Consider the following 17,689-nt stretch of genomic DNA (forward strand, 5'->3'; position numbering starts at 1 on the left):
TCGAATTAACCGTCGGCCAGCAGGTCGGCGATCGCCTGATCCTCATTCGAGGTAAGGCCGCTGATCCCGATCGCGCCGATCGGGCGGCCATTGCTGCGGATCACGGCACCCCCCGGCAACGCGGTCAGGCGAGGGTCGCAGAAATAGCCCGGTGCGATGTTTTCACGATGGATGCGGGCCAAAAACTCGGTCGTGCTGACACCCATGCGCGCCGCAGAATACGCCTTGCCCTGCGCGATTTCAATGCCGCGCACCGGCGCCCCGTCCGCGCGGGCAAAAGCGATCAGGAAGCCGTCGGCATCACAGACCGAAATACAGATCGGGCGGCCACCGTAATCAGCCAAGGCAATCCCGATCGCCCGCACAATCAGGCTTTGTGCATGTTCCTGACTGATCCTGTCCATCTCAGACGTCGGCGACGCGGTCGATCTGCGCTGTAGTGATCGGGTTTTTCACGATCAGCAGATAAGCACCGGCCGAGAACACGCTGACGACCGATCCGACCACGAGAGCGAGAACGAACGAGCCGGTGCTAGCCACAATCAAACCTGTCACGGTCGGCGCCAGGGCACCACCGAGATAACCGCCGAAGTTCTGCATGGCGCCAACCGAGGCTGTCAAGTTGGGCGGCACGGCAACCGAGCTGAGCGCCCAGGCGCAGGTACTCGTGATGTAAAGCAGGAAAATAGCTGCGGAGATGAAGGCGATCGCCAGATTATTGCTGGTGACATAGGCTGCGACAAGCGTGAAACCCGCCGTCCCGATCAACGCGATGCCCGCCGGATAGCGGCGACTATTGATCGGCGTGATACCGCGCCTGACCAAGACATCGGCCAGGTAGCCGCCACACAAGGAGCCGACCACGCCCCAAGCAAACGGAATCGCGGCGGCGATGCCGGTATATTTCACGCTCATGTGGCGCTGAATCTCAAAATAGCCTGGCAGCCAGGCGAAGTAGATCCACGTCATGTAGATGCAGCCAAAATAGCCGAGAATCATGCCCCAGGTCGTCCGGAAGCCGAACAGCATCCGCCACTCGCGAAACGTCATGTGGTGGCGTTGGCCAACATCGTCGCCCTGGGTGCGGTATTGGTTTTCCTCGGCTGCGAGCGCCACATCACGCGGATTTCGGTAAACCGTGAACCAGAGTGCTGCCACCAGCAGACCAGCGATTCCCATGATGATGAACATCCAGCGCCAGCCGAAATTCAGCATCAGCACGGTCAGCAACGGCACGCCGAGCGCAGTGCCGAGAGGGCCGGCGGTGTTCCAGATGCCTGACGACAATCCACGATCACGGGGGTTGAACCAGTCGCGCGTGACGCGGCTTGCAGAGGGAAACTGTGGCGCCTCGCCGATGCCGAGCGCGATGCGGGCCACATAAAACTGACCGAAACTTCCAACCAGGCCGCTGACGACCTGGGCGAGCGACCATAGCGACAAGCCGATTGTGAGCATCCAACGCGGGCGGAATTTGTCCACCAATGCGCCCATAGGTAGTTGCGCAAAGGCATAGGACCAGAGAAAGGCCGACAGCAGAAAGCCCATGTCGGCAACTGAAAGTCCAAGATCGTGCCGGATGAGCGGATTGCCGACCGCTAGAGTTGCCCGGTCAATGTAATTCACACTGCCGGAGATCACCAACATTGCTAGGGCCGTTCGTTGTATTTTTTTTACGCGCGGCGTTACAGTCATTGTTGCAGACATTGTCTGATTTCCTCGGTTTTTTATTTTTTACCATTATCGTTGTGCCATACTGCCAGAGCGCATTCTGACATTACAGCTCAATTTTGCATGCAAAACTGCCCGAAGCCGCGCAGAAGTCAAGCGGGATTGCTGATTTTTATGCGCCGTCAGCCCCCAGCCGCGCCCTGCGCGTTGACGTAGAGTGCGTAAAGCGAGTGGCTGGCGGCCATGAACAGCCGATTTCGCATCCGCCCGCCAAAGCATATATTCGCACAACGCTCCGGCAACGCGATGCGCCCGATCGGGGCGCCGCTCGGGTTGAAGATCATCACGCCGTCAAGGTCCGGCGATCCCATGCCCCAGCCGGCCCAGACATTGCCATCGGTGTCGCAGCGGATCCCATCCGGCGTGCCGCCCGGGCCGGCATCGACGAACAGGCGGCCATTGGTGAGGCGGATGTCGTCCTCGACGTCGAACACTCGGATCTTGCGGTTCGGCACGCCGCGCGATTCGACCATGTAGAGGCGATGTTCATCGGGCGAGAACGCGAGCCCGTTCGGCCCCAGAACGTCATCGGTGACGATGGTGATCGCGCCTGAGTGTCCGTCGATTCGGTAGACGTTCGCATTGAGTTCCTGAGGTGCGATGGTGCCTTCATAATGGCTCAGCAAGCCGAACGGTGGATCGGTGAACCAGATGCTGCCGTCCGATTTCACCACGACATCGTTCGGGGAATTGAGCCGCTTACCCTCGAACCGATCGGCGAGGATGGTTATGGTGCCGTCGTGTTCGGTACGGACCACCCGCCGGCCACCGTGTTCGCAGGTGATCAGACGGCCCTGGCGATCACGCGTGTTGCCATTGGCGTAGTTGCCCTGACGAAACACCGAAACCGAGCCATCGGTCTCATCCCAACGCATCATCCGATCGTTCGGAATATCGCTCCATAGCAAAAACCGCCCACCGCCGAACCAGACCGGGCCTTCCGCCCACCGAAAGCCGGTGGCCAGGCGTTCGACCGATGCGCTGAACACGCGATAGCGGGCGAAACTGGGGTCGAGCGTCTCGATCGCCGGGTCCGGATATCGGAGGCATGGTTGCCAGATGTCCATGATTGGGTTTCCTTCGTACCGCTCGATTGCACTTTAAGGCGGATGGTGATTTGAATGCAGGATCAACCGGATATAAATAATCTGCAATACCGACGTTGACCAAACCATCCGAAAGCCGAGGAAACGATCATGCAGCATGCCCAGATCAGCCAGAATTTGACCCTGCCCTCTCTGGTTTCGGAGTCAACTCGATGAGCCTCGATGCGGCAACGATCGCCACGCTCGCTGGGGTTTCGACCGCCACCATCACCACCGTGCTGCTAAAAAAGGGCCTGCGCAACATCTGGCTGCGCGGCACGGTGCCAATTCGCGCCGGCCAGCCGAGGCTGGTGGGGCGTGCGTTCACGCTGCGGTTCGTACCAGCGCGCGAAGACCTGGCGACACCGGAATCCTGGAGTTCGCCACGCTCCACCCGCGGGGCGATCGAGGATATGCCGGCCGGCTGCATCGCCGTGGTCGATGCGATGGGCATTACGGATGCCGGTATTTTCGGTGATATTCTGTGCGCACGTATGCGCCAGCGCGGCGTTGCCGCGTTGATCACCGATGGTGTGGTGCGCGATCTTGCAGGCGTCCTTGGCACGAGTTTGCCGGTCTGGTGCCGCGGGGCCGCCGCGCCGCCCTCGGTCGCCGGGTTGACCTTCGTTGCCTGGCAGGAGCCGATCGCCTGCGGCGGCGTAGCGGTGTTTCCCGATGACGTGATCGTGGCGGACGATGATGGCGCGGTGGTGATCCCGGCGGCATTGCTCGACCACGTGCTGGAGCATGGCCCGGAGCAGGAGCGGCTCGAAGCCTGGATCATGCGTGAGGTGGAGGCCGGCGTGGCGCTGCCCGGGCTGTATCCCGCCAATGCCGAGACCAAGGCGCGGTATGAGGCGTACAAGGCCCGTACATGAGCGGGCTCAAAAAAGGCCTAACCAGCTACGGCGATGCCGGGTTTTCGTTGTTTCTGCGCAAGGCCTTCATCAAGGCGATGGGCTACTCGGACGACGCGCTGGAGCGGCCGATCGTCGGGATCACCAATACCTACAGCGACTACAACCCGTGTCACGGCAACGTGCCCGACCTGATCGAGAGTGCCAAGCGCGGCGTGCTGCTGGCGGGCGGATTGCCGATGGTGTTTCCCACCATCAGCATCCACGAGAGCTTCGCACATCCGACCTCGATGTTCCTGCGCAATCTGATGGCGATGGATACCGAGGAAATGATCCGCGCCCAGCCGATGGATGCGGTCATGGTGATCGGCGGGTGCGACAAGACGCTGCCGGCCCAGATCATGGGCGCCGCGAGTGCCGGGCTGCCGATGATCGTGGTACCCACCGGGCCGATGGTGGTGGGGCACCACAAGGGCGAGGTGCTGGGCGCCTGCACCGATTGCCGGCGCCTGTGGGGCCAGCATCGCGCCGGGGCGATCGATGCCGCGGAAATCGAGATCATCAGCGGCCGGCTGGCCCCGTCGGTCGGCACCTGCATGGTGATGGGAACCGCGAGCACGATGGCCTGCATGATCGAGGCGCTGGGATTGTCGCTGCCGATGGCTGCAACCGCGCCGGCCGTCCATGCCGAGCGGCGGCGGATTGCCGAGGCCAGCGGCAGACAGGCGGTCGCGCTGGCAATACACGGTGGTCCGGGCCCGTGCGACATCATGACACCGGCAGCGGTGCGCAACGCGCTGGTGGTGCTGCAGGCGATCGGCGGTTCCACCAACGGCATCATTCATTTGACCGCGATGGCCGGGCGCGTCGGCGTTCCGGTCGATTTGGCGGCGCTCGATGCGCTGGGCCGCACCGTGCCGGTACTGGTCGATCTGAAGCCCTCCGGTGCCCACTACATGGAGCATCTGCACCATGCTGGCGGTGTGCCGGCGCTGCTGCGCGAACTGGCACCGCTGCTGGACATGACATGCCGGACCGTCGGCGGCGCAACGCTTGCCGAGGTCGCCGCTGGCGCCGAGACCGTGCCGGATCAGACCGTGATCAGGCCGCGCGCCGACCCGCTGAAAACCAGCGGGGCCATCGCGGTACTGTTCGGCAATCTGGCGCCGCGCGGGGCGGTGATCAAGCAATCCGCCGCCTCATCAGCGTTGCTGCAGCACGAGGGCCGGGCTGTGGTGTTCGATTCCACCGCCGATATGGCGGCGCGGATCGATCGTGACGATCTGGACGTGATGCCGGATGATGTGCTGGTGCTGCGCAATGCTGGGCCGATCGGCGCCCCCGGCATGCCCGAGGCCGGCTATCTGCCGATCCCCCTGAAACTCGCGCGCGCCGGCATCAAGGACATGGTGCGGCTGTCCGATGCGCGGATGAGCGGCACGGCATTCGGCACCATCGTGCTGCATGTCACGCCGGAAGCGGCGATCGGCGGGCCGCTTGCGCTGGTGCGCAGCGGTGACCGGATCCGGCTCGATGTCGCGGCGCGGCGGATCGATCTGCTGGTCGAGCAGACCGAACTCGCCGTGCGCAGCGCCGCGTGGAAGCCAGCGCCGCGCGAGCGCCCGTCGGCGTCGCGCGGCTATGCAAAACTCTTCGAAACCAGCGTGCTGCAGGCCGATCAGGGCTGCGACTTCGATTTTCTGTTGAACGAAACACCGGGAGACGACCAATGACCAAATCCGCAAAAATCCTGAGCCTCGGCGCGATCATGCCGATCGTGGACGAGTCGCTGGATGCGAATTTCACGGTGTTTCGCGATACTGACATGACGCTCGATGAGATCATCGCCGCCCACGGCCCCGAGATCCGGGCAATCGTCACGCGTGGCCGCAGTCCGGCTGACGACGCGCTGATGGCGCGCCTGCCCAAACTCGAACTGATCGCGAATTTCGGGGTCGGATATGACAGTATCGACGCCGCCGCCGCTGCCAAGCGCGGCATCGTGGTGACCAACACGCCGGATGTGCTGAACGACGAGATGGGCGACTTCACAATGGGGCTGCTGCTGGCGACCGTGCGCGCCCTGCCGCAGGCCGAGCGGCATCTTCGCGCCGGTCACTGGCTCGATCGGCCGTTTCCACTCGGCAATACGCTGCGCGGCCGCAGCATTGGTATCGCCGGGATGGGGCGGATCGGCCGGGTGATCGCCAAGCGACTGTCCGGATTTGATCTGCCAATTTGCTATCATTCGCGAAACCGGGTTCCAGATTTGGCATATCCACACTATCCCGATCTGAAGGCGCTCGCCGCCGCGGTCGACGTTCTGATCGTGGTACTGCCCGGTGGCCCGGCGACCCGTAACATCGTGGACGCCGAAATCCTCAAAGCTCTTGGACCTGATGGCATCCTGATCAATGTCGCACGGGGCTCGGTGGTTGATGAGACGGCGCTGATCCAGGCCTTGCGCGACAAAACAATTCTTGCTGCCGGAATCGACGTATTTGCCGCCGAACCGCATGTGCCTGCCGAATTGATTGCTATGGACGAAGTCGTACTCGTCCCGCATGTCGGGACGGCGACGCATCATACGCGTGGACTGATGGCGAAATTGGTGATTGATAACGTGATGTCATGGTTCGCCGGCAAGGGCGCGGTAACGCCAGTGGCGGAAACACCACAACGCCGATAAACGCGGCAGACCATCGCTTGATCTCACGACAACGATCAACTTATCGTGATCGCTGTGAAAACGATCCCGCGGGATAATTTTTGGTCGCGGCTCCACCAGACTTCCATAACCCATTTCGTGATAGCGATGGTTGCTGGCCTCAGCGTGGCGAGATCGGGCATTTGCCAACCAAAGCTTGACGATTTCTAGGCCGTTAAAAGGGTGCGGCAGACTGATCGATTGAGGAGGCGGTTCACCTTTCAATTCAGATCCGCGTTGCATTCCCTTCTGTCACTTCAATAATTGCCCGGTCTGACGATCGGGACATTTTTGCGGGGCACATACAAACGCAATCCATGATCGTCTATTTTATTGTCATTTTGATCTTATATTTAGAGAACTTTTTAATTATTTTAAGTTTAAATGATTTATAGCGTCGAGCTCAGTTTCACAAACTTGCATACCGATTGCAGAATATTCCTGATCTATGGCTCACGTTTCCTGATGCGAGATGACTGTCCGAAACGAAGTCGCAACATTCAAATTTATTGAAAAAATTGAGCTAGTTTAAACAACATTATGTTTAATATAAAGGATTACACAACTTGTCCGCGTATTCCGCCGCGATGTCGTCCTGCGATGTCCTGGCAGCCTGATCCCACCTGTTTCTCCGAAGGATATGATCTCCATGCATGTAACAAGTGAACAAATCCGGCCCGCACCTATCGAACTCGGGGTTCCGATGCGTAGCGATCCCCGGATTGACATGGCTCTCGGCCTACCCGCGTTTGTTCAACCTTTTTTGACCTGGCTGACGGCTAAACCGGCGCCCGGCGAGTTCGCGCCACCGCGACGGTCCATTACATATGTGGGCGAGGCAATCGGCCTGACGGTCGCTGGCACGGGTGTCTCTACACTGGCACTGGCGTTTCAAACTCCGGCATCGCCCTTGCTATGGGTCGCATTATTCGTCGGTCTGCTGGCGACCTCGTCCGGACTGGGCTTGTTCCAAGTCGTGATATTCCATCATTGCTCGCACGGAACTGTATTCAGCACGCGCGCCCGCAACCGGCTGGTCGGGCGGCTGGTGTCGGCAATTCTCTTGTTCAAGCATTTCGACCTTTATCAAAAGGAGCATATGCTTCATCACAACGCTAATAAGCTGTTTACCGATGATGACGAATTCACCGATTTCGTCGTCGGCATCTGCGATCTGCGGACCGCGCTAAATCGCCGCGAACTCTGGCGACACCTCCTACTTCTTCTGATATCGCCTTGGTTTCATGCGCGGTTCTTATCCAAGCGTATCAAGGGCAGCCTGAATTCGTTCGAGCGTTCGCATAATCTGATTGGGATTGCGTTTTGGGCGACGCTGTTTATCGGAGCGGCACTGACCCATACGTTGACTATCGTCATGATCGCCTGGGTCCTGCCGGTGACCGTGCTGTTGCAAATCGCAACGGTGTTTCGGATCCTGTGCGAGCATCGGTTGCCTTCGATCGAAATCATCGATCAGCGTGGCAAGCAACTGATCTGCGAGGCAACTGCCGGCGTATTTCCCGGCGGGTTTCCGCCGCGCCGCAACGCGCGCAGCCTGGGCGGCGTGCTGGCGTGGGGCGGATGGTGGGCGAACATGCTGACGGTACAATTGTTCGTCCGCCTGTTCGTGCTGGTCGGCGATGCGCCGTGCCACGATTTTCATCATCGCCGGCCGGGTAAGCGCTGGACCAATTATGTGCATGCGCGGCAGTCCGACCTTGATGCCGGCTGCCCTGGCTTTCCGGCGAATTACATCGAAACCTGGGGCTTGTTCCGTGCGGTCGATGAAAACTTCGCCGCCATGGCCCGTGCACCGGCCGATTTGTTTGGCTAGGATTCCGCGGTCGGCAGCCGGGCCGTTCCGGTCGGCAACGACACCGTCACCGTGGTGCCGTTGCCGACAATGCTGGCAATCCGTAAGGTGCCGCCGTGCGCTTCGGTAAGCTGCTTGGCAATCGGCAGACCAAGACCCGCCCCGGAAACCCGGCGTCCGTTCAGATTGGCAAGTTGAATAAATGGCTCCAATACCCGATCGATGTCCTGCGGGGCGATGCCAACGCCATTGTCCGCGACGCTGATTTCGACGGCGGCGTCATCAATGATGCGCGCGGCCACTACGATGGTGCCGGAAGGTGGGGTGAACTTCAGCGCATTGCCGATCAGATTGGCCAAAATCTGGCGAAAACGCTCGTAATCGATCGAGACCTGCCACCGCGCGGCGGGCTGGATAATCTCGAGGCTGACCCGGCGTGCGGCGGCTTCTGCCGCGAGGCCACGCACCGCGTTTTGCAACAATTGGGCGACCGGAACCCAATCGATACGCAGCAAAGGCACCAGCGTCTCGAACCGCGAGAAATCCAGAATATCCTTCACGAGTGCCAACAGGCGACGCCCCGAGTCAAGAATTTGATGAACGTATTCGCTACGTTGGGCAGCTGACGGGGCTTGGCCGCCATCGTGCGCCAGCAGTTCTGAAAAACCGATCACCGCCTCCAGGGGTGAGCGGAACTCGTGGCTCAGCGTGGCCAGAAACTGGGCGCGAACGGTGTTGGCGTGCTCGGCCGCGAGCTTGGCTTGGCGCAAGGCCGCTTCGGCAACCTTGCGCATCAGAACGTCGATATAGACGCCAAGCGCGACCTCGACCAATTCACGATCCCCCGCCTCGAACGCACGATGGATATTGCTTTCGATCCGATTGCCGAGCAGCAGCGCGCGGCCGTGGGACTGATCGTACGCCCACAGGACATAAGGTGCCGCCAGCAACTCCGTCATTCCGGCCGATTGTGGGGCCACGGACTGACGTGCCGAGGTGAACAGAAAGTCGGGTGGTGCCGCCAAGAGCATCGATGACGACCTTACAGTGCCAAACGTATGCTCCACCACGAAACAATTGGGCCGCGACGGCTCGATGCGCAAAAATACTGCACAATCGCAGACTGCAGTATCGGCAATCGTCGCGAGAATCAGCCGGCCGATCGCGTGCGGTTCGACGTCGTGGCCGATCAGTCGGTATGCTTCGCGCACCAGCTTGGCGACAATTTTGCTCCGCCGTGCCTCGCGCGCAATACGACTCTGCTCTTCCTGTAGCCGCAGCAGGCGTGCACCAATCTCGTCATACTCGCGACGATAATACTCCAACTCACGCTCGAGCCGAGCGCGCTCGCCATCCGCAAGCTGACTATGCATGACTACGGAGCGCGCTGGAACACGCTAAGCACCCCGGTCCAGTCGAGTGGTCGGCTGTAGTCACCGGCAAACGGCGCGATCTCGACGCCTGAATAAAAGCCCATGAATGGGAACGTCGGGGCGAGCGTCTGCAACACGAGTTCGGCTTCTTCGGTCGAAGCGCCGCTCATCACGCTCGCGCGCCCGGCACAATCGATATAGAGCGCGAAGATACAATCGACGCCTGCGGTACGACGGCTCAGTTCGGCCACACCACGCTCGACCGATTCCAGCATCAACACATTGTCACGGCTCATGATCTGCACACGGGTGCCGACAGCGAAATCCGGCTCGAACAGCGTGATCGAACCACGCGCCGGATTTGCCTGCAGAATGAGTCGGTTGACGTAATTATTTTCGTCATACGGCGCGAACGGGTCGCCCTGTTTCTGTCCCAGGGTCGCGACCAGCGAGAGTTCCTGCCCGCTGGTCGTGCCTAGTTCCAACCCGAGCATGCGCTCGATCACAGTCAGCGCGGGCTCTCCGTTCAATTCGAGCACTTCCGCCCCTTCGATCCGGGTGATGTTCATGAAACTGCTGACCGGCCGGCAACCATGCAAAATCGCCGTCGAGGCCCTGATGCAAGCTGGAAACACCAGCGCAGCCATGGCGTGTTTACAGACTTGGTGATCGACAAAGATCCATCCACCCGAGATGTTTATGTCAGTGAGCAACCCGCCACCCACCACATGCACGACACGGTCGTTCAGCCCTGATTGAAACCCCGACATCAACTGACTGGCCGGATGCAGACGGAGCGGTGCTGCAGACGCGACGCTGTCGAACAGAAGCAGCACTGCAGCGCCATCGGCGGTACGGCTACGGACAGCGGTGCCGAGTACCCGCCCTGCTGCCTCTTCACCATCGAGCAGGGCGCTAGTCGTGATGACTTGAGGCGTCACGTCCGGCCCCTGGAACGCGACCAGCCCAAGTTCGAATCCTGTGTAACCGAACCCCCCCGTCGTGATCGCGCCCGCCGCCGACCCTCCGGTAATCGCCACATCGGGAAACGCGCTGCGTAGCGCGTCAAGCGCTGACACAGGATCGTGCTTGCCGCCAACGAAAGCCAGCAAAAGGTCTTGATCCGTGCTGCCGATTTGCGCGCGGCATTCGAAAACGGCTGCCGTGATGCTCTGGTTGCTGGCAAATGCGGTTCGGACGCCGCCGATCACGAACGTACTCCGTTCTGCAAGGAAACAACACGCCCGGGCACTTGCCCAAACGCTACGACGCAGTTCCGGCCGGCTCGCTTCGCCTCGTAAAGGGCTAAATCCGCGCGCCCTAGCAAATTGTCTGCCGCGTCGCTCAAGTGCAGTGCCGCCGCATCCGCAATTGTCAAACCGATGCTCGCCGTCACGCGGATTGTACGATCAACGACCATTTCCGCGATCGTGAGCCGGATTTTCTCCGCAATCACCAACGCCGCTGCCTCGTCGGACAGTCCGCCGATCACAACGACGAACTCTTCGCCGCCATAGCGCACGATCAGGTCGCTCGGCCGCAGATTTTGCCGCAGGATATCGGCAACACCCTGCAGCGCCTTGTCGCCAACCGCATGGCCGTTGTGATCGTTGATCGCTTTGAAATGATCGAGGTCGATCATGAATAAACCAAAGCCCCCGACCGCAGTGTCCTCGCACAGGCGCTCCAGATGGGAGTTCAAATACCGCCGGTTGTAAAGCTGGGTCAGGGGATCGATCACTGCAAGCCGCAGCGCGCTCCCAACATCGTCGCGCAGGGTATCTTCGTAAAATTTGCGCTGGATCTGATTATTGACACGCAGCAGCAATTCGTCAGGGTCGAGCGGCAGGACCAGACAATCGTTCGCGCCGAGATCGAGTGCAGCGATCATCAGGTCACGTTCATCGGGTTCCGCGATCAGCAGCAGCGGCGTCTCCCGCGTTTCGGCTCTGGCACGGCAACGTGCGACCAGGCGCAGAGGATCGCCGTCGAGCAGCGACAGGCTGATCAGAATAAGATCGAACTGCCCAGTTGTCGTCTGCGCAAGCAAGGCAGCTTCGTCGGAGGCGACCGAAACCCCAAGCCCGGCGCCATGCAGACAGGCTTCGATGGTTGCGGTCCGCGCTGCAAGATCATCGGCGATCAAAACGCGTGCCTGACCGTTTTGGACATCGCTTGGTTGGGCGACCCGCAGACCGAGGGCGGTCGCCGCCGCCCCGCGCACGCGCCATTCATCCATCAAACGCTTCAAACGCAGAATGCCGCGCAATCTTGCCAGCAGCAAATCGTAATCGACCGGCTTTGTCAGAAATTCATCGGCTCCGGATCGCAGTCCTTTCGCACGTTCGGCAGGTTTCTCCAGTCCGGTGATCATGACGATCGGAATATGAGCCGTGGCCGCACCCTCTCTCAGCGCGTTGCACACTTCGTAACCGCTCATTGTCGGCATCAGCACGTCGAGCAAAATAACGTCGGGTTGCCAAACGTGCGCCACTTCGACCGTTTCCCGACTATCGGTAACAGTTTTGACATCGTAGTATTCCTGCAGAAGTCGCGCTTCTAGCAGACGAGCGTTTGGAGCGATGTCATCGACGACTAGGACCCTGGCGGTCAAAACGCACTCCTTCTAAACAGACCGCAGTCTGTTATTTATAAAATTTTCACTACAATAGCGTCGTGTCTTCAGCACGTAAAAACTTATGTTAATATGCAGCGGATTATCTCACGCAATCTAAGCTGTTTTCGGCCGAACGCAACAACTCCATGTTGTAAAAATCGACCAAAGAGACCGGCAGAACGGATGGTACCAGACCCGCCGCATCACCCCTGGTTGCGTGCGGGCCACCCTGTTCGGGGCCTCACCCTGTCCACAGATTAAGTTGCGCAGCGCGCCGTCCGCTAACTTACTTGATATCCGGCAATTAGCGCAAGAAGAATGCCCTGCTGTGGCCAGATCGCGGTGATGTCATCTTCGGCGGGGTGAAGCTTTAAAATACGATATTCGTCCGGATTCCGATGATCAATTCATTGCCCAGCTTTCGCACCGGGTCGGCGGGATCTGGAATACCCGCGCCCGGGTTGAGGACATACTGAATATCCGATTGGATTTGCCACCATGGCGTGATCTGGGCCTGATAAGTAGCTTCGATCAGCGTCTCAACCGATCGGACGGGATAGCCTCCTCCCCTCAAGGCTCTGAGCGCCCTATCGGACGCTGCCACCCCCGACCCAACCCGACCAATTCCGAGGTCGACCCCCATTATGTCACCGTCGCGTCCTTCCAGCGGGGCCGTTAGGGTGGCGCCGCCGTTGAACGAAAAGGCGATCAGATTGCGATCGCCGGGGGCGCCCATGACTCGTGAGAACAGGTTGAGAGTTCGGGCCGCATAAGCCGGGGAGACCCAGACGGTCTGGTCGGCCACGGCGTAGAGACTGTCGTTATGCCTTCGGAGGGCAGGGACTCCTGATGAGTCCGGACTCGCCAACGAGACACCGTTGGTCGACTCGGCCTGGTCGGGGACATTCGCTGTGTCATACCAGAAGCCGATCTTGTAAGTGCCCGGCAGCCCTTTGTCGGGTGTGCCGCCTGGGGTGACCATGTCGCCGATCGCTGGCTGATTGATCGCGTATTGCAACTCACCGATGATCAGAGCGCCGGTATTGGTGTTGAACCGTGTCCCCCCGGCATCACGCGATTGCGGGTCGTTGGCGAACGGACCGCCGGGCGGATTGTCGTCGAAGGCCCCGAGCAGGAGGGTCTGATTATCCGCCGGTTTGAACTGCAACCGCCCGCCGAGCGAAGAGAGCGGATAGGCCGGACCGCCCGCATAGAGATCGGCCGAGGGCACCAGCGGCCATCCCGCCATGGTGTTGACGAACAGAGCGGAATATTTGCTGACGATGAAGTCCTGGTCGATGCTCTGCTGGCCGATCTTGAAATCCGCCCTGCCATAATCGAAACCCTGATCGTACCAGACTTCCCAAAGACGGGTCGAATCCTCTGCTTCGGTGCCGTTGGCCGTCTGCAGATCGTCAAGGTAGTAGGGGCTCAGGCTGCGGCCGTGGATCTGCAGGGCACTGACGTCGACAGAGCCGTTGGGCATGTTGAAGGCCTTGCCGGTGTCGATCTGGAGGGTGATGGTCGTCAGTCCCTGCATCGTCGCGCCCTGCTTGATCCCGCCGGCGACATTGCCGAGCAGGGTTTCGGTGTCGGTGCCGGCCAGCGTGATGCCATCGTCAGCGAGCGTGGTGCGCAGGCCGCCGAGCGAGCCCAGCAAGGTGCCGCGCGTCCATATTCCATGATCGGTTTGGGCGATCGCGCTGGCAGTGCCGCCGACCCAAGCCATCAAGGCGGCGGTGCCGAGCAGCCATCGGCCCACGTGACTGCGTTGCTGCCGCGAGGCTGGAGGTAGCATGGTCATTCTCCCGGATTGATAGGCCGAAAACTGATGCACCGGTGTGATGCCAACTCGTGGATAACAACGGACGGAAGCGTTGTACGCTCTTATCCGCTCGCCATCGATGTTTCAGCCCGCTCACACCCCGACGCTCTTATCATGACGATCAGGATCGGACCGCCAGAGTTCAGGTCATCTCAAGTAATGCCTGGCCGATATAGCCGCCCTTCGCCATGCCTGCGGGACAGGCGAAGATCGCGCTGCCGACATGGGTGGTGAACTGGTTCAGCGCATCGATCCGCGACATTTTTTCAAACATCGGGATGAAGCTGCGGCGCGGGTCGCGCTGGTATGCGATGAACATCAGCCCAGCGTCGTATTCCATCGCCTGCTTCCAAGGTGGCCAACGCTCGGCAACGAAGGATGCGCCGTCGCTATAGTTGTAGGCACGCCGCAGCATCTGCGCCCCCGCGTTTTCTGCCGGTGCCGCGAGCCGGGCGTGGGCGGTGGCCGGAATCAGGGGGTTGCCGTCCTTGTCGGCGGCGGCCAGGTCGAGCGGCTGGAATTCATGCACCCCGCCCAGCGGGGCACCGCTGGGCTTGTGCCGGCCGATCGTTTGTTCCTGAAACCCCAGCTTCATCTGATCCCAGTGTTCCAGCGCGATGCGAATGCGGCGGAACACGGCGTAGCTGCCGCCCTGCATCCAGCGCGGGCTTTCGCTGCCGGCCCAGATGTGATCGTTCATGGTCGCCGCGTCGCGGAATTTCGGGTTCATCGTACCGTCTTTGAAGCCCATCAGATTGCGCGGCGTGCCCTGCGCGCGATTGGCGGTGCAAAAGCCCGCCTGGGTCCAGCGTACGCTGATGGCATCGCCACCGAGGCGCACGAGTTCGCGCACCGCATGGAAGGCGACTTGCGGGTGGTCTGCGCTCGCCTGCACCGAGAGCGCACCGCCGGTATGCCCTGCCTCCAACTGGTCACCAGGGAACACTGGCAGATCGACCAGCGCGGCGGGGCGATGTCTCGCAAGGCCGTAGCGGTCCTTGCCCGCCAGCGCGAACAAATCCGGGCCGAAGCCAAATGTTATCGTGAGGCGCTGCGGGCCGAGGTCGAGCGCATCGAGACTGTCGAAAGGGTGATCGGGATCGGTCGGGGGCGCCGCGAGCTTGCCCGCGGTCAGGCGGGCGCTGGCTGCGGTCCATGTCCTGAACAGGGCGATCAGCGCCGGGCGGTCGGCGGCGTTCAGGTCGAGCGACGCGAAATACGTGTTGCTCTGCATCGGGTTCGGGGTTGCGATGCCGTTCTGATGAGCACCGAAAAACGGTTCGGTTACGGCATCGAGCGTCTGATAACTGGCAAGGGACGGTGTCGCGCCGGCGTTGGCGGCGCCGATGCCTGCCACGCCCGCGACACCGCCGGCAGCGGCGAGAAACCCCCGGCGGGATGCCTGTTGCCGGCTCATCGGCTGGCCGCCATCAGCGTATTGGTATCGTCCTGCACGTAGTAGAACCCGGTGCCATCCGGCATCAAGGCAATGCCGAACAGGTCGCCGCTGCCCGGCGGGGATTGCGCTTCGTCGGCATCGATCCACCGCGCGCCACGCTGGGTCCCCGTTTGAGGGTCGATTTCGACCACCTGGCCGTTCAGGGCATTGATCGCCAGCAGGTCGCCGTTCGGGGCCATTGCCATCGCCAAAGGCCGCTTGAGCAGGCCGCCGGTGGTGACGACGACACCGGTGCCGGCGCTGGTGGTGCGGGTGGCGGCGTCCTTGATCGCGACGATCCGGTTGGCCACGCCATCCGATACATAGAGCGTGCCATCCGCACCCAGCGCCAGACCGGTTGGCCCCACCGCGAAGGCGCTGGCATCAGCGATCGCGCTGAAGCCGCTGGCGATCACGGTCGATGACGCAATGGTGGGGGCCTGGCCGGCTTGCGTGTTCAGCACGAGCCGCAAAACCGTCGCCTTGTGCTGGTCGGGTGTGCCCGGCGCGCCCATGCCGAAGCCGATATTGCTGATGAACAGCGTCGCGGTATCGCCCTGGTCGATCACCGCAATATTGCCCCACGGCCCGTTGATCTGCGGATCGGTGATGGTGCTGATGATTTTGCCGTTGGAATCTAGTACGATCAGGCAACCCTGGCCGAGCGTGGCGGTGGTACCGTCCTTGCTCGGCATGCTGCCGACGACGATGTCGCCGGATTTCAGCATGGTCATTGCAGTGGTGAGCCCGACGCCGCCGGGACACGCCTTGAGGTCGGCCGGAACATTGGCGAACAGCCGCGTCGCCCTGGTGGTCGGATCATATTGCATGATGGTGGTTCCGGTGCCCTGAAAATTCTTTCGGTTGTTGAAATTGTCGAACAGCACGTCACCCGCCTTGACGCGGCCGGACGTGACCGGGGCGACGATCAGCGCATAGGGATTTTCATCGCCATCGGCCGGGATCGACGAGGTCAGCAGCGTATGTTTGTGCAGATCGGCGATGAACGGCGCGGTCGGCGGGGCTGCGTGACCGATGCCGAGACTGAAGAGGGCAGTACCGGCACCGAACAGCAGGTGGGGCAGCAGGCGGGTTCGCAATCGAGTCATCGGGATACTCCTTGAGTCAGATCGATAAATGCGAATAGGTCTCATTCGCAAACAAAAAAGCGGCGTCACCTCGGATAGGATTGGCGTCATCGAACCACGGTGACCTTTGGAAAACCGGTAACCGGACCGGCAACGACCAGGCCTCGCCTCGCGTCACGCGGCGGCAGGCGATGGCTGAATACCCGGGCATAAACCGGCGGTACAGCGGGATCGGCAAGGTGCAATTCGATCAGCGCGTCGTGTCCGAAATACTGCGCGGCGCCGACGCGTGCCGGCGTGCTGCCAGTCATGCCCTGCGGCACCAAGTCGATCTGCTCGGGCCTGATCATCAGATGCACCGGACCGCGCATCGGCGCCGCGAGGTCGAGCGTCCCCAGCACACAGGTGGCCTGCATGCCGTCGGCCATCCCGTCGATCAGCACCGCCTCGCCGACGAAACGGGCGAGACCGGCGTCGGCCGGCCGATGATAGAGCGCCGCTGGCGCGGCGTGCTGGACGATCACCCCGTTGCGCAGGACCGCGACTTGATCGCCCATCGACAGGGCTTCGGCCTGGTCATGCGTCACCAGAATTGCCGTCGCCCGCGCCTGTTTCAATGCCGCCGCCACGGTCTGGCGGACATCCTGGCGCCGCGCGGCATCGAGGGCGGAAAACGGCTCGTCGAGCAGCACGAGACGCGGCGATGTCGCGAGGGCACGTGCCAGCGCGACGCGCTGCTGCTCGCCGCCCGAGAGTTGATGCGGGCTGCGCTTCGCGAAGCCGGCCGGCAGGCCGACCATGTCAAGCAATTCGGCGACTCGCGCCGTGTGATTGCCGTGTCCGAGGCCGAAGGCGATGTTCGCGGCGACCGAGAGATGGGGGAATAATGCGCCCTCCTGGGCCAGATAACCGATGCGCCGGCGCTCGGGCGGTACATGCACGCAATGTCCGGTGACTTCGACACCATCGATCGTGATCGAGCCGGCATCGGCGCGTTCGAATCCGGCGATCAGGCGCAACAACGTCGTCTTGCCGCTGCCGGATGCGCCCAGAATAGCGAGCAGCATGCCGCTGGCCACCGACAGGCTCGCGCGATCGAGCACAAGAGTGCCACCGAATGTTTTGGAGATAGCGGCAATATCGACCGATGCCATG

General features: G+C 61.4%; 14 protein-coding genes. 4 read left to right on the forward strand and 10 right to left on the reverse strand.

Features of this window, described 5'->3' with window-relative positions:
• Positions 1-5: 5 nt before the first annotated feature.
• From BW994_RS08745 to BW994_RS08755, 3 genes are all read right to left on the reverse strand, one after another.
• Positions 6-404: a GlcG/HbpS family heme-binding protein gene (locus BW994_RS08745; RefSeq protein WP_029311089.1), complete on the reverse strand. Its 399-nt coding sequence runs from the start codon at positions 402-404 to the stop codon at positions 6-8.
• A gap of 1 nt (position 405) precedes the next feature.
• Positions 406-1,707: an MFS transporter gene (locus BW994_RS08750; protein ID WP_029311090.1), complete on the reverse strand. Its 1,302-nt coding sequence runs from the start codon at positions 1,705-1,707 to the stop codon at positions 406-408.
• A gap of 146 nt (positions 1,708-1,853) precedes the next feature.
• A complete protein-coding gene (locus BW994_RS08755; RefSeq protein ID WP_029311091.1) occupies positions 1,854-2,798 on the reverse strand; it encodes an SMP-30/gluconolactonase/LRE family protein in 945 nt (314 codons plus the stop codon).
• Positions 2,799-2,989: 191 nt separating this feature from the next.
• Here BW994_RS08755 and BW994_RS08760 point away from each other — a divergent pair, with 191 nt between their 5' ends.
• From BW994_RS08760 to BW994_RS08775, 4 genes are all read left to right on the forward strand, one after another.
• A complete protein-coding gene (locus BW994_RS08760) occupies positions 2,990-3,694 on the forward strand; it encodes a ribonuclease activity regulator RraA (protein WP_029311092.1) in 705 nt (234 codons plus the stop codon).
• Positions 3,691-5,406 carry an IlvD/Edd family dehydratase gene (locus BW994_RS08765; RefSeq protein WP_029311093.1) on the forward strand — a complete coding sequence of 572 codons (1,716 nt, stop codon included), beginning with the start codon at positions 3,691-3,693 and terminating at the stop codon, positions 5,404-5,406. Before BW994_RS08760 ends, BW994_RS08765 begins: the two co-directional genes overlap by 4 nt.
• The gene (locus tag BW994_RS08770) at positions 5,403-6,362 is read left to right on the forward strand and encodes a 2-hydroxyacid dehydrogenase (RefSeq protein ID WP_029311094.1); all 960 of its coding nucleotides are present in this window, start codon (positions 5,403-5,405) and stop codon (positions 6,360-6,362) included. Before BW994_RS08765 ends, BW994_RS08770 begins: the two co-directional genes overlap by 4 nt.
• Before the next feature lie 658 nt (positions 6,363-7,020).
• On the forward strand, positions 7,021-8,214 hold the full coding sequence (locus tag BW994_RS08775) for a fatty acid desaturase (RefSeq protein ID WP_081849018.1): 1,194 nt from the start codon (positions 7,021-7,023) through the stop codon (positions 8,212-8,214).
• Here the strand turns inward: BW994_RS08775 and BW994_RS08780 are convergent.
• The 7 genes from BW994_RS08780 to BW994_RS08810 all read right to left on the reverse strand — a co-directional run bounded on the left by BW994_RS08780 (position 8,211) and on the right by BW994_RS08810 (position 17,688).
• On the reverse strand, positions 8,211-9,566 hold the full coding sequence (locus BW994_RS08780) for a sensor histidine kinase (RefSeq protein ID WP_051657213.1): 1,356 nt from the start codon (positions 9,564-9,566) through the stop codon (positions 8,211-8,213). The genes BW994_RS08775 and BW994_RS08780 overlap by 4 nt on opposite strands.
• Before the next feature lie 2 nt (positions 9,567-9,568).
• Positions 9,569-10,777 (reverse strand): FIST signal transduction protein, encoded by a 1,209-nt coding sequence (locus tag BW994_RS08785; RefSeq protein WP_029311097.1) that lies wholly within the window; start codon positions 10,775-10,777, stop codon positions 9,569-9,571.
• Positions 10,774-12,180 (reverse strand): diguanylate cyclase, encoded by a 1,407-nt coding sequence (locus BW994_RS08790; RefSeq protein ID WP_029311098.1) that lies wholly within the window; start codon positions 12,178-12,180, stop codon positions 10,774-10,776. The genes BW994_RS08785 and BW994_RS08790 overlap by 4 nt, the downstream gene beginning before the upstream one ends.
• Positions 12,181-12,553: 373 nt before the next feature.
• On the reverse strand, positions 12,554-13,945 hold the full coding sequence (locus BW994_RS08795) for a carbohydrate porin (protein WP_217696451.1): 1,392 nt from the start codon (positions 13,943-13,945) through the stop codon (positions 12,554-12,556).
• Positions 13,946-14,150: 205 nt separating this feature from the next.
• A complete protein-coding gene (locus tag BW994_RS08800; RefSeq protein WP_029311100.1) occupies positions 14,151-15,425 on the reverse strand; it encodes a Dyp-type peroxidase in 1,275 nt (424 codons plus the stop codon).
• Positions 15,422-16,555: an NHL repeat-containing protein gene (locus tag BW994_RS08805; RefSeq protein WP_081849019.1), complete on the reverse strand. Its 1,134-nt coding sequence runs from the start codon at positions 16,553-16,555 to the stop codon at positions 15,422-15,424. The genes BW994_RS08800 and BW994_RS08805 overlap by 4 nt, the downstream gene beginning before the upstream one ends.
• Positions 16,556-16,641: 86 nt before the next feature.
• Positions 16,642-17,688 (reverse strand): ABC transporter ATP-binding protein, encoded by a 1,047-nt coding sequence (locus tag BW994_RS08810; RefSeq protein WP_029311102.1) that lies wholly within the window; start codon positions 17,686-17,688, stop codon positions 16,642-16,644.
• Between the last annotated feature and the right edge of the window lies 1 nt (position 17,689).

The sequence above is a fragment of the Acidiphilium rubrum genome (assembly GCF_900156265.1).
GTDB classification, from domain to species: Bacteria; Pseudomonadota; Alphaproteobacteria; order Acetobacterales; family Acetobacteraceae; genus Acidiphilium; species Acidiphilium rubrum.

What these genes read in the sequence shown, in the direction of transcription:
- BW994_RS08770 (WP_029311094.1), top strand. Translation starts at nt 5,403, where the DNA reads ATGACCAAATCCGCAAAAATCCTGAGCCTCGGCGCGATCATGCCGATC.
- BW994_RS08780 (WP_051657213.1), bottom strand. Translation starts at nt 9,566, where the DNA reads ATGCATAGTCAGCTTGCGGATGGCGAGCGCGCTCGGCTCGAGCGTGAG.
- BW994_RS08745 (WP_029311089.1), bottom strand. Translation starts at nt 404, where the DNA reads ATGGACAGGATCAGTCAGGAACATGCACAAAGCCTGATTGTGCGGGCG.
- BW994_RS08810 (WP_029311102.1), bottom strand. Translation starts at nt 17,688, where the DNA reads ATGGCATCGGTCGATATTGCCGCTATCTCCAAAACATTCGGTGGCACT.
- BW994_RS08750 (WP_029311090.1), bottom strand. Translation starts at nt 1,707, where the DNA reads ATGTCTGCAACAATGACTGTAACGCCGCGCGTAAAAAAAATACAACGA.
- BW994_RS08755 (WP_029311091.1), bottom strand. Translation starts at nt 2,798, where the DNA reads ATGGACATCTGGCAACCATGCCTCCGATATCCGGACCCGGCGATCGAG.
- BW994_RS08760 (WP_029311092.1), top strand. Translation starts at nt 2,990, where the DNA reads ATGAGCCTCGATGCGGCAACGATCGCCACGCTCGCTGGGGTTTCGACC.
- BW994_RS08775 (WP_081849018.1), top strand. Translation starts at nt 7,021, where the DNA reads ATGATCTCCATGCATGTAACAAGTGAACAAATCCGGCCCGCACCTATC.
- BW994_RS08765 (WP_029311093.1), top strand. Translation starts at nt 3,691, where the DNA reads ATGAGCGGGCTCAAAAAAGGCCTAACCAGCTACGGCGATGCCGGGTTT.
- BW994_RS08800 (WP_029311100.1), bottom strand. Translation starts at nt 15,425, where the DNA reads ATGAGCCGGCAACAGGCATCCCGCCGGGGGTTTCTCGCCGCTGCCGGC.
- BW994_RS08805 (WP_081849019.1), bottom strand. Translation starts at nt 16,555, where the DNA reads ATGACTCGATTGCGAACCCGCCTGCTGCCCCACCTGCTGTTCGGTGCC.